This is a genomic window from Faecalibacterium sp. AF10-46, assembly GCF_003604105.1.
GTDB lineage: Bacteria > Bacillota > Clostridia > Oscillospirales > Ruminococcaceae > Faecalibacterium > Faecalibacterium taiwanense.
Genome location: NZ_QVGY01000001.1, coordinates 466,154 through 478,534 on the forward strand (window position 1 = coordinate 466,154; position 12,381 = coordinate 478,534).

13 protein-coding genes are annotated in these 12,381 nt (G+C 56.5%); all 13 read left to right on the top strand.

The features are described 5' to 3' along the window. Positions 1-16 precede the first annotated feature (16 nt). The 13 genes from DWV57_RS02325 (at position 17) to DWV57_RS02385 (ending at position 12,282) form a co-directional block, all read left to right on the top strand. Positions 17-538 (top strand): TRAP transporter small permease, encoded by a 522-nt coding sequence (locus DWV57_RS02325; protein ID WP_097774911.1) that lies wholly within the window; start codon positions 17-19, stop codon positions 536-538. 1 nt (position 539) lies between these two features. Beyond that, positions 540-1,880, top strand: coding sequence for a TRAP transporter large permease (locus DWV57_RS02330; RefSeq protein WP_097777885.1), 1,341 nt, complete (start codon positions 540-542; stop codon positions 1,878-1,880). Positions 1,881-2,113: 233 nt separating this feature from the next. Then, positions 2,114-2,314, top strand: a complete 201-nt coding sequence (rpmE, locus tag DWV57_RS02335; protein WP_005926533.1) for a 50S ribosomal protein L31 — start codon at positions 2,114-2,116, stop codon at positions 2,312-2,314. Between the two features lie 189 nt (positions 2,315-2,503). After that, positions 2,504-3,478, top strand: a complete 975-nt coding sequence (locus DWV57_RS02340) for an ABC transporter ATP-binding protein (protein WP_120019813.1) — start codon at positions 2,504-2,506, stop codon at positions 3,476-3,478. Next, a complete protein-coding gene (locus DWV57_RS02345) occupies positions 3,475-4,347 on the top strand; it encodes an ABC transporter permease (protein WP_097781863.1) in 873 nt (290 codons plus the stop codon). The genes DWV57_RS02340 and DWV57_RS02345 overlap by 4 nt, the downstream gene beginning before the upstream one ends. A gap of 15 nt (positions 4,348-4,362) precedes the next feature. Next, positions 4,363-5,793: a Gldg family protein gene (locus DWV57_RS02350; protein ID WP_120019814.1), complete on the top strand. Its 1,431-nt coding sequence runs from the start codon at positions 4,363-4,365 to the stop codon at positions 5,791-5,793. Positions 5,794-5,805: 12 nt separating this feature from the next. Then, positions 5,806-6,789 (top strand): DUF4340 domain-containing protein, encoded by a 984-nt coding sequence (locus DWV57_RS02355; RefSeq protein WP_120019815.1) that lies wholly within the window; start codon positions 5,806-5,808, stop codon positions 6,787-6,789. 279 nt (positions 6,790-7,068) lie between these two features. After that, positions 7,069-8,115 carry a spermidine/putrescine ABC transporter ATP-binding protein gene (gene potA / locus DWV57_RS02360; protein ID WP_097774916.1) on the top strand — a complete coding sequence of 349 codons (1,047 nt, stop codon included), beginning with the start codon at positions 7,069-7,071 and terminating at the stop codon, positions 8,113-8,115. Positions 8,116-8,124: 9 nt separating this feature from the next. Beyond that, positions 8,125-8,940, top strand: a complete 816-nt coding sequence (locus DWV57_RS02365; protein ID WP_120019932.1) for an ABC transporter permease — start codon at positions 8,125-8,127, stop codon at positions 8,938-8,940. Further along, positions 8,940-9,785, top strand: a complete 846-nt coding sequence (locus DWV57_RS02370) for an ABC transporter permease (RefSeq protein ID WP_120019816.1) — start codon at positions 8,940-8,942, stop codon at positions 9,783-9,785. Before DWV57_RS02365 ends, DWV57_RS02370 begins: the two co-directional genes overlap by 1 nt. After that, positions 9,785-11,017: a spermidine/putrescine ABC transporter substrate-binding protein gene (locus tag DWV57_RS02375; protein ID WP_120019817.1), complete on the top strand. Its 1,233-nt coding sequence runs from the start codon at positions 9,785-9,787 to the stop codon at positions 11,015-11,017. The genes DWV57_RS02370 and DWV57_RS02375 overlap by 1 nt, the downstream gene beginning before the upstream one ends. A gap of 63 nt (positions 11,018-11,080) precedes the next feature. Further along, positions 11,081-11,818 (top strand): acyl-ACP thioesterase domain-containing protein, encoded by a 738-nt coding sequence (locus tag DWV57_RS02380; protein WP_120019818.1) that lies wholly within the window; start codon positions 11,081-11,083, stop codon positions 11,816-11,818. A 176-nt stretch (positions 11,819-11,994) separates the two neighbouring features. Continuing rightward, complete coding sequence (locus tag DWV57_RS02385; RefSeq protein WP_005937246.1) at positions 11,995-12,282, top strand: hypothetical protein; 288 nt, start codon at positions 11,995-11,997, stop codon at positions 12,280-12,282. Positions 12,283-12,381 lie beyond the last annotated feature (99 nt).

The window sequence follows — 12,381 nt, forward strand, 5'->3', positions numbered from 1 at the left end:
ATATGGAGGAATTCATATGCCGAAAATCTTTACCACTCTGGATAAGATCAAGCCGGCGTACGACATCACCTACAAAGTGGTCCTGTTTATCTGCAAGCTGCTGCTGATCGCAGATATCCTCATCACTACCATGTCGGTCATCGGTCGTTACGTCTCGTTCATCCCGGACCCGGCATGGTCGGAAGAAGTTGTGCTGACCTGCATGAGCTACATGGCCGTGCTGAGTGCTGCTCTGGCCATCCGCCGCGGTGCTCATATCCGCATGACTGCGTTTGACGTGTATCTGCCCAAAATCGCCGTCAAGGTGCTGGATATTCTGGCCGATCTTGCCGTGTGCATTCTGGGTGTCATCATGATGGTGGTCGGCTGGAACTATGCCACCACTCTGGGCGGCCGCGGCTTCTACGTGTCCATGCCCTGGCTGAGCCGCTTCTGGATGTACTTCCCGGTGCCGCTGGCCGGTGTTGCCATGATCATCTTCGAGATCGAGGCACTGTACAACCACATCAAGAGCATTTTTGTAAAGGAGGAAGTGTAATATGACAGTTCAGACACTGGCAATCATTGTCCTTCTTGTCAGCTTCTTTGTAATGATCTTCCTGCGTTTCCCCATTGCATACGCCGTTGGTCTTTCCAGCGTGCTGTGCATGATGGTGCAGGGTCAGGCACTGACCGATGTCTGCCGTCTGATGGTCAAGGGCATTTCTTCCTTCAGCCTGATGGCCGTGCCGTTCTTCATCACCATGGGCGTGCTCATGGGCTCCGGCGGCATTTCTGAAAAGCTGATCGCTCTGGCTGATGCCTGCGTGGGCTGGATGCGCGGCGGCATGGCAATGGTCAACATCGTTGCTTCCTACTTCTTCGGCGGTATTTCCGGTTCTGCATCTGCAGATACCGCTTCCATCGGCTCCATCATGATCCCCATGATGGTCGATCAGGGCTACGATGCCGACTTCTCCACTGCTGTTACCATCACCTCATCCTGCGAGGGTCTGCTGGTTCCTCCGAGCCACAACATGGTCATTTATGCCACCACTGCCGGCGGCATCTCGGTCGGCAGCCTGTTCCTGGCAGGTTATCTGCCCGGCGCTCTGCTGGCCATCGTCCTGATGATCGGTTCCTACATCATCTCGGTCAAGGAAAATTACCCCAAGGGCTCTCCGTTCAGCATCAAGGGCTTCGTTAAGCAGCTGGGCACTTCTATCTGGGCACTGGCCGCTGTTGTCATCGTTGTGTTCGGCGTTGTTGGCGGTGTGTTCACCGCTACCGAGTCTGCAGCTATTGCAGTTATCTACTCTCTGTTCGTGTCGGTGTTCGTCTACAAGGGTCTGGACTGGAAGGGTGTCTGGCATGCGCTGGATGAGTGCGTGAACACTCTGTCCATCGTGCTGATCCTGATCGCTACCTCTGCAGTCTTCGGCAACTGCCTGACCATGCTGCATGTGCCGGATCTGGCTGCAAATGCCATCACCAGCGTCACCGATAACCCCTACATCATCGCTCTGCTGATCGACCTGATCATCTTGGTTCTGGGCTGCATCATGGATATGGCTCCCATCATCCTGATCGCTACTCCCATCCTGCTGCCCATCGCAACCTCCATCGGCATCGATCCCATCCAGTTCGGTATCATCGTGGTTCTGAACTGCGGCATCGGCCTGCTGACTCCTCCTGTCGGCGCTGTGCTGTTCATCGGCTCTGCCGTTGCAAAGCGCCCGATGGAAAAGGTCGTCAAGGCGACCCTGCCGTTCTACCTGTGCATGTTCATTGCACTGCTGCTGCTGACCTTCGTGCCCGACATCAGCCTGGCGATTCCCAAGCTGCTGGGCGGCTACGTCAGCCCCATCACCAACCCGCTGGGTCCTGTGTTCATCCACTGATGGCCTGACGGTGTAAGGTAAAACCGTTAAAGTCCTCTGCATGAAAGTGCAGGGGGCTTTTTGTATGCTAAAAACTTTATTTTCCCTCTTGCATTCTGTCGGAATCGTGCTATAATAGTAAGGCAATCGTTTCCAAGGCCGCTCGACGGGGTAGCCGATATTGAAGGTTGTGATGGGCACATACATTCATAATATGGCCCCGATAAGTCAGAACCAGAAATGAGGTGAAAAGAATGAAACAGGGTATCCATCCGAACTACGTTGACTGCACCATCACCTGCGCATGCGGCAACGTCATTAAGACTCGTTCCACCAAGCCTGAGATCCACGTCGAAGTTTGCTCCAAGTGCCATCCTTTCTACACTGGCAAGCAGAAGCTGGTTGACACCGGCGGACGTGTTGAGCGCTTCAACAAGCGTTTCGGCCGTAAGTAATTATGGTTTTCTGAGCACCGTTTCCTTCGGGAGACGGTGCTTTTTTGCTGCCTTTTTGGCATATGAAAGGGCGGCCTTAATCATTCTTAAGAATTCTTTTTGCATCCCACCACAGGTTTGTCTTAATTTTTACACATTTTCCGTCTAAAATATACCAGCATTGAACTAGATGAAAAAGGAGCGTTTGCTGTGATCGAAGTATCGCATCTGAGCAAAAAGTATGGCACGCACCCTGCCATTGAAGATTTGTCCTTTACGGTGGGCGACGGCCAGATCTTCGGCCTGCTCGGCCCCAACGGCGCGGGCAAATCCACGATCATGAATATCCTCACCGGCTACCTTGCCGCCACCTCCGGTGAAGTGAAGGTGGCGGGCTTCAGCCTGCCGGAGCAGGCCCAGCAGGCCAAGGCCTGTGTGGGCTACCTGCCCGAGCAGCCGCCGCTCTACCCGGAAATGACGGTGCAGGAATATCTGGATTTTGCTGCAGAGCTGAAAGGCATCAAAAAGAAGGCCGACCGCAAAGAACAGGTGCGCAAAGCTGCCCGCCGCACCGGGCTGGAAGAGGTGCTGCCCCGGCTCATCCGCAGTCTGTCCAAGGGCTACCGCCAGCGCGTGGGCATTGCGCAGGCACTGCTGGGCGCGCCGCAGCTCATCATTCTGGACGAGCCTACCGTGGGCCTTGACCCTGCACAGGTCATCGAGATCCGCAGACTGATCCGGGAGCTGGGGAAAAGCCACACAGTCATCCTGTCCAGCCACATCCTCAGCGAGGTGCAGGCAGTGTGCAGTCAGGTACTGATCCTTTCCAAGGGACATCTGGTGGCGGTGGGTGCGCCGGAACAGCTGGCCGAAAAGCTGAACCCCGGCAGCCGTCTGCGCGCTACCGTTCTGGGCGGGGGGAAGACCGTGCTGAAAACAGTCGGCTCCATTCCGGGCATCCGCAAGGTGGAGATCGAATCCGAGGCCGACGGACAGGTGACTTTTACCGCAGAAAGTGCCGATGCTTCTGACCGCCGCGCCGAGGTGTCCCGCGCCCTTTCGCAGGCCGGATGCACGGTGCTGGCGTTGGCAGCGGAAAACAGGACGCTGGAGGAAGTGTTCCTTGCACTGACCGAGGGCGAGTCCGATCAAAACGATGAAGAAGAGGAGGGAAAGGCTGAATGACCGCCATTTTCAAACGCGAAGTCCGCAGCAGCTTTCATGGCATGATCGGCTATGTGCTCACCGCCTTTATGCTGGCGGCAACGGCCATCTATTTTGTTGCCCTGAATCTGGGCTACGGCCTGACGGATTTTGGCTATTACACGCTTTACCGCACCACATTTGTGCTGCTTTTGTATATCCCGGTGCTCACCATGCGCTCCTTTGCAGAGGAACGCCGCACCCGCACCGATCAGCTGCTGCTTACCAGCCCGGTGTCTGTGTGGGAGATCGTGCTGGGCAAATTCTTTGCCCTGTGCGTCATCTTTGCACTGCCGTGCCTTGCCGATGCGGTCATGATCCTTGTACTGGCCGCACTGGGTGCCACCGGCACGGCCACGCTGGCAAACTTGGCCGCTCTGCTGTGCTATTATCTCATGGGCTGCGCCGCCATTGCCATTGGCGTGTTTCTTTCCAGCCTGACCGAGAATCAGATCATTGCTGCGGTGGCAGGTGTTGCCGCACTGCTGCTGGCCTACATGATGCCCAGCCTGCGCAGCATGTTCACCGCAGGCAGCGCAGTGGCGCTGGCCCTGTTCACCGCCATTGCGGCAGTGCTCAGTGTGGTGGCAGGCCTGCGTACCCGCAGCTTTACGCTGGGCTGCCTGACCTTTGCGGGCTGCTGTGTGGTGCTGACGGCACTGTTCCTGCTGCAGAGCAGCTGGCTGACCGAAGCGTTCAGCGCGGTGCTCAGCGGGCTGTGCCTGTTCACGCCGTTTGAAGAGTTTGTCAACAACAGCTTTTCCATCCCGACGCTGGTGTACTACCTCACCGTGACCATGCTGTTTTTGTTCTTCACGGCGCAGGGGCTGGAAAAGCGCCGCTGGAACTGAGGGGAGGGGAACAACATGAAAAATTTCAAATTTTCTTCCTCCGCAAACGGCAAGGTGTTCCGCAATGGGCTGTACTCCACGGCCATTCTGGCAGCAGCCATCGTGCTGGCCGTGCTGATCAACCTGCTTGTGGGGGCCATCCCGAAAAAATACACCGAGTTCGACCTCTCTGCCGCCAAAATGTACACGCTGGGCGACAGCTCCAGGCAGCTGATGCAGAGCCTGAATCAGGACGTGACCGTTTATTATCTCTGTGAGACCGGCAGCGAGGATGCCATTATCACCAAGCTGCTGGATCACTACGCCGACGAGAGCGGTCACTTCCACTGGGAGCAGAAGGACCCGGCGCTTTACCCGACCTTTGCAGCGCAGTACGGCGCAGAGGATGCATCCACCGGCAGTCTGATCGTGGTCAGCGGTGAGAACAGCGAAGTGCTGAACGCTGCCGAACTTTACGAGTACGATTACTCCGATTACTACACCACCGGCGCTGCCAATGTGACCTTTGGCGGCGAAAAGCAGATCAGCTCTGCCATCTACAAGCTGACTGCCGCAGCAGAAAGTCATGCCTACTACACCACCAACCACGGCGAGCAGGCGCTTACCTCCTCGCTGACCGAGGCGCTCAAGGCGCAGAATATCGATGCCCAGCCGCTGGATCTGCTCACCGGCACCATCCCGGAGGACTGTGATCTGCTCATCATCAGCGACCCCGCTTCGGATTTTGCAGCTGACGGCCTTGTGGATGAGATCGCGCAGCTGCAGGCCTATCTGGAAAACGGCGGCAAGGTGCTGCTGACCACCAGCGGCTATACCGAAACGCCCAATCTGGATGCAGTGATGGCACAGTTCGGCCTTGCACGTGAGCCGGGCCTTGTGGTGGAGGGCGATGCGGGCCACGCGCTGTACGGCTACCCGTACTCGTTGTTCCCGGACTACGCGGCCGCCGACGAAAGCACCGCGCTGGACGGCGTGAACCAGAGCACCCATGTGATGCTCTCGGTGGCACAGGGCATCACCATTTCCGAGACGGACGGCGTTACGGCAGAAGCTCTGCTGAACACCACCGAGGATGCCTACAGCAAGCAGGACTTTGATGCCAGCTCTTCTTCCGCAAAGGAAGCCGGCGATACCGACGGCCCGTTCTCGCTGGCCGTATGGGCGCGCAATGACTCCATCGGTGCCGAGGTGATCTGGATCGGCTGCCCCAACATGGACAACGAGCAGGTGTACCAGTCCATTCCGGGCAACCTGACCTTCCTGCAGGGCTGTGCCGCTTCGCTGGTAGGGCAGAGCCTGCTCATCGACACCAAAGCACTGGAAGCTGCACCCATCACGGTCCCGGCTTCCGCATCCATGACGCTGGGCATGGTGTTCGTATTCGTGCTGCCCGCAGCAGTGCTCATTGCAGGTGCTGTGGTGGTGCTGCTGCGCCGCCGCAGGTAAGGGGGCACTGCCATGAAAACAAAACAGCGCACCCTTGCGGTGCTTCTGGTGCTGGTGCTTGTGCTGGGCGGGCTGCTGTGGTTTGTCAGCCGCAGCAATGCCGCAGAAGAAACTGCTTCCAGCGCCGCCGCAGAGGGCAGCATCCTGCTTTCTTCTTTTGCGGCAGGCGATGTGACCAGCATCCAGTATGCCTATGGCGGCGAAACGCTTACCCTGAATTACGATTCCGGCAGCTGGACGCTGGCGGATGACCCGGACTATCATCTGGATGCATCTGCCTGCAATACCATGGTCACGGCGCTGGCATCCCTGAACGCCAAACGTCAGCTCACGGCTCAGCCCGGCGAGGACTATGGCCTTGCCGATCCGGCTGTTACGGTCACGGTGACGGCGGCAGGCGAGACGAACACCTTTGCCTTTGGCACCGAGAACCCGGTCACAGGAGATCTGTACGTGCAGAAGGCAGGGGACGATGCCATGTACACCGTTTCTGGCAACAAGGCGGCCTGCTTTGAGCTGACCAAAGCGGACCTTTTTGGCGCGTTCAACCCGGCGGGACTGACGGCCTCCGCGCTGGAAAGTGTTTCCATTACGACGGGCAGCGGCACCCTTGCACTGAATGCAGTCTCTGAGCCTGCTGAAGCGGAGAGCGATTCCTCGGAAAGTGCGGCCGATTCCACCCCCTATCAGACCGTGTGGCGGCTGGCCGATGAACCCTCTGCCGATCTGGACGACAGCAAGGTGCAGAGCATCCTCTCTGCTCTGGCAGGCTATGTGACCGCACAAATCACGGATGCCGACCCTTCGGCCTATGGCTTTGCTGCACCGCTTGCAACGGTGCGGGCCGTCTCTGCCAATGGGACCGTGACCCTCCACTACGCCGAAAATGCAGACGGCTGCTGGATGATGGTGGAGGGGGACAGTTCCGTCTATGCGGTTGACCTTGACACTGTGCAGGCCCTTCTGATAACGGCCGCTGCCTTAAAAGCTGAATAAAAACCTTTGTGCGCCGTATGCGGAAAGCCCGCTGCGGCGCATGTTTTTTTGTTGCGGCGTGTAAAGCTTCGGCAAACATTGGCAGAGTGATTGACATTTCAGCAAAGATTGATTAAGATAGACGAGACAGGGCAGAATAACTGCGCAATATAAGAGCCTGCTTTTGCAGGTTCTCCGGTCGTCATGGATGTTGTGCGGGGCTGGGTCGCCCTGGTACGAGGGATGGGGCATGGCCCTGTCTTTTTTCGTATCTGAGTTACAAGGAGGATAAAGTAAAAAATGGACAACTCGGTGATCGTTTCACTGCGGGATATCGTAGTGGAATTTGACGGTCAGCGCATTCTGGATGGGCTGAACCTCGACATCCATGACAAAGAGTTCGTAACGCTGCTGGGCCCTTCCGGCTGCGGCAAAACCACCACCCTGCGTCTGATTGCAGGTTTTCTGGAACCCAATTCCGGCAAAGTGCTGCTGAAAGGTGAGGACATTACCGGCGTGCCGCCCTATAAGCGCCCGGTGAACACCGTTTTTCAGAAATACGCACTGTTCCCGCACCTGAACGTGTTCGAGAACGTGGCCTTCGGTCTGCGGCTCAAAAAGATGGACGAAGAGACCATCCGCCGCAAGGTGCGCAACATGCTGGAAGTTGTTGGCCTGAAAGGCTTCGAGCGCCGCAGCATCAGCCAGATGTCCGGCGGCCAGCAGCAGCGCGTGGCCATCGCCCGCAGTCTGGTGAACGAGCCGGAGATCCTTCTGCTGGACGAACCCCTTGGCGCACTGGACCTCAAGCTGCGCAAGGAGATGCAGCTGGAGCTGAAGCGCCTGCAGCGCGAAATGAACATTACCTTTATTTATGTTACCCACGATCAGGAGGAAGCCCTTACCATGTCCGATACCGTCGTGGTCATGAACGGCGGCAAGGTGCAGCAGATCGGCACGCCGGAGGATATTTACAATGAGCCGAAGAATGCCTTTGTTGCAGACTTCATTGGCGATTCCAACATTGTGGACGGCGTGATGCACCGGGATTTTCTGGTGTCCTTCTCCGGCGTGGACTTCCCCTGTGTGGACCGCGGCTTTGCCCGTGAGCAGAGCGTGCAGGTCGTGGTGCGCCCCGAGGATATCGAGGTGGTCTCTCCTGTGGAAGGCCAGCTTGTCGGCGTTGTGAACGATGTCATCTTCAAGGGTGTCCACTTTGAGATGCATGTGGAGTGCGAGGGCCGCGAATGGCTGATCCATTCCACCCGCGCCTGCACCCCCGGTGAGACCATTGGTATGCGCATCGGCCCCAACGAGATCCACATTATGGCGCGTTCAGAGGGGTGAGCCGCAATGATGAAGATTTACGATAAAAAGCTGGCCTATCCGTACTTTGTATGGATGACGCTGTTCACAGTGGTGCCTTTGATCATCGTGGTGTACTATGCATTTACGGATGCAAACGGAGCTTTCACGCTGGATAACCTCACCTCCATCAGCGGCTACGGCTCGGTGTTTGCCCGCAGCCTGCTGCTGGCCCTCATTGCCACGGTCATTTGTCTGGTCATTGCGTTCCCGGTGGGCTATTTTCTTTCCCGCCTGCGGGTGAACAAGCAGCACATCATGCTCATGCTGGTCATGCTGCCCATGTGGATGAACTTTCTGCTGCGCACCTACGCATGGATGGGCCTGCTCAGCATCAACGGCCCGGTGAACGCTGTTCTGGGCGTGTTCGGCCTTGGCCCCTATAACATGCTCAACACCTCCGGCGCGGTGGTGCTGGGCATGGTGTATAACTATGTGCCCTATATGATCCTGCCGCTGTACACCAGCATGACCAAGATCGACCAGAGCCTAGTGGAAGCTGCGCAGGATCTGGGCGCTTCCACCACCAAGACCCTTCTCCGGGTGCTCATCCCCATGAGCGTGCCCGGCATCAGCACCGGCATCACCATGGTGTTCGTCCCGGCGGTGTCCACCTTTGTTATCAGCCGTATGCTGGGCGGCGGCTCCAACCTGCTCATTGGCGATCTGATCGAGATGCAGTTTCTGGGCAACAGCTACAACCTGAACGTGGGTTCTGCCATGAGCCTTGTGCTGATGATCATTGTGCTGCTGTGCATGAGCTTCACCTCCAGCTTTGATGAAGATGAAATGGAGGGCGTGTCCTGATGAAAACGAAACATCTGCGCCTGATGCAGCGCGTCTATATCGTGCTGTTTTTCTGCTTCATGTACCTGCCCATTGCATACATGATCGTATTCAGCTTCAACCAGTCCAAGGGCTATTCGCTCTTCACCGGCTTTACCCTCAAGTGGTACTCCAGCCTGCTGCACAACTCCTCCATCCTGCATGCGCTGCTGGTCTCGCTGGAAGTGGCTCTGATCTCTGCGGTCATTGCCACTGTGCTGGGTACAGCGGCAAGTCTGGGCATTGCGTCCATGGGCCGCGGGAGCCGCCTTGTCGTCACCAACATCACCTATATCCCGGTGGTCAACCCGGAGATCATTACCGGCATTTCGCTCATGCTGCTGTTCGTGGCCTACCAGCGCTTTGCCGGGGGTGTCTCCTGGCTACCGGATACCATCATGGGCTTCCCGACGCTGCTCATTGCGCATATTGCGTTCAATGTGCCGTATGTCATCTTCAACGTCACGCCCAAGCTCAAGCAATTGGATATCAAGCTGTATGAGGCAGCGCTCGACCTTGGCTGCGACCCCAGGCAGGCCTTCTTCAAGGTCATCCTGCCGGAGATCAGCCCGGCCATCCTGTCGGCATTCCTCATCTGCCTGACCTATTCCATCGACGACTTCATGATCTCCTATTTCAACTGCGGCACGGTGGAAACGCTGCCCATCGCCATCTACTCCATGACCCGTAAAAAGGTCAGCCCGGAGATCTATGCACTGTCCACCATCATGTTCGTGGTCATTCTGTGCATCATTCTGATCTCCAACGCAATGGAGAGCCGCAGCTACCGCCGCGACCAGAAGGCGCTGAGAGGGGAGGGCGTGTGATGAAACGTTTTTCTGTGCTGCTGCTGGCGCTGGCAATGACGGTCTGCTGTGCAATGCCCGCCTTTGCCGCCGGCACCATTGAGGTGACCGAGGATGTCTCGGTGTCGGACGATTACGACTGGACCCGCTTCAAGGGCCAGAACATGGCCATCAATGTCTATAACTGGGGCGAGTACATCTCCAATGGCTCGGACAACAGCGTGGACGTGGTGGCGGCCTTTGAAAAGCTCACCGGCATCAAGGTGAACTACACCACCTTCGACTCCAACGAGTCCATGTACGCAAAGCTCAAGTCCGGCGCAGCCAACTACGATGTGGTCATTCCGTCGGATTACATGGTGGCAAAAATGATCGCCGAGGGGATGCTCAAGCCTCTGAACTACGACAATATCCCGAACTTCAAAAAGATCGATCAGGAATACGTGGATCCGGATTACGATCCGCAGAATGCCTACACCGTGCCCTATATGCTCTGCACCACCGGCATCATTTATAACACCACCATGGTGGACAAAGCGCCCACCAGCTGGGCCGACCTGTGGGACGAGCAGTACGCAGGCAATATCCTGATGTTCAACAACAGCCGCGATGCCTACGCCATTGCTGCTTTTAAGAGCGGCCACGATATCAACCCGCAGTCCACCGAAGAGGTGGATGAGGTGGTGGAAGAGCTGAAGGCTCAGAAACCGCTGGTGCAGGCCTACGTCATGGACGAGATCTTTGATAAGATGATCGGCGGCGAGGCAGCCGTCGGTGTGTACTACTCCGGCGATGCCATCACCATGATCGACGATAATCCCGACCTTGCATGGGTGTTCCCGGAGGAAGGCAGCGTGCTTTCCGTGGACTGCATGACCATTCCTGCTGCCAGTGAACATCAGGAAGCTGCGGAAATGTTCATCAACTTCATGTGTGAGACGGACATCGGCAAGGCAAACGCCGAGTACATCGGCTACACCACCCCCATGCAGGATGTGTGGGAGGTGCTGGACGAGGATCTGAAGGAGAGCGAGATCGCTTATCCGTCCGAAGAGAAAGCCGCCAAGGAAAAGGTGTTCACTGCCCTGAGCGACGATGTGAACAGCGAGCTGGACGTGAAGTGGAGCGAAATGAAGAGCTACGACGAGGGTGGCAGCAGTCTGCTGTTCCTTGCGCTGCTGGCAGCCATGGTAGCGCTGGCCTGCTTCAACATCTGGCGCAAGGTCCGCAGGCGCAACCGCAATCAGTATTAAACGCAAAGGAGGCTGCTGCACAGAACAACGTGCAGTGGTCTCTTTTTATAGAAAGGAAAAACCATGGAACAGTTCTTTTACACCGAGACCATGACAGTCATGAACGCAGATGCTGACTTCCGCAGTCTGCTCAAGCCCAGCGCCCTGCTGCGCTATGTGGAGCAGATTTCGACAGACCACGCCCGCGCCTTTGGGATGGATGACCAGTTCTTCAAAGATCGCGGTGTGACCTTTCTGGTGGGCAAGCAGGCCCTGAAATTTGACCGTGTGCCGCAGCGTGCCGAAACGCTGACCCTTACCTCCCGGGCGCAGGTCAGCAAACACGGTTCCGTCAAACGCATCACCACCCTGACCGATGCCGAGGGCAAAGAGGTGGCTATGGTGGACTGCCGCTGGATCGTGGCAAGCCTTGCCGAGGGCCGTATCCTGCGGGAGCCGGGCTGGACGGTGGAGAATTTCTGGAACGATACGGTGGAGGACGAGCTGCCTTTGCAGCTGCACAAGTGCAAAGATGGTCTGACCAGCGCAGGGGAGTGGACGGTGCATTATTCCCAGTGCGATCTGAACGGCCATTTGAACAACGCATTCTATCTGGACCTTGTCTGCGATGCGCTGCCGCTGGAAGTGATGCGCAAAGGCCCCGTGACCTTTGCTTCTATCAACTACCACCGCGAGATCCCGATGGGAGAAACGGCAGAGGTGTTTTATGCCCCTTCGGCGGATGGCTGGTATGTGATCGGAAAGCACAACGGCCAGACCAGCTTTGAGTGCTATCTGGAGGTGGGAAAGACAAACGTGTAAATCGTTGATCTCTCAAGAGAACCGCTGCGCCGCTTTTAGCTGAAAATAAGCGAGCAATGCAAAAAACGTCACCTGTGCAGAAAAAACGGCGCATTTTGAGAATTGCATCCTCTGAGGAACAGGGAGTACTCTTTTATTAGAAGGATCTTCTCGTTGTCCAAAGGAGGATAAAACAAATGAAAAAACATCTCCGAGTCCTTGCGGCCGTTCTGGTACTGTGCTTCAGCCTGCTGTGCCCGGCGGCATCTGCCGCCAGTGTACAGACTGCGGCCTGCAAGCCGTCCACTGCAGCCGTTCAGACCATTTCTGCCGGCAAAAAGACGGAGCAGATGGTCTGGGTCCCAACGCACGGCGGCAAAAAATATCACAGCAAGTCTACCTGCAGCAATATGAAAGACCCGGAAAAGGTTACATTATCGAAAGCAAAAGCGGAAGGCTTCACTGCTTGCAAAAAGTGCTATTAAGAAAATAAATAATGATCTGCAAAGCCCTTGCCGGAAATTCTCTGGCAGGGGTTTTGTATGTGTCTACAAAAAGTTAACAAAAGAAATTACAGAAAAATT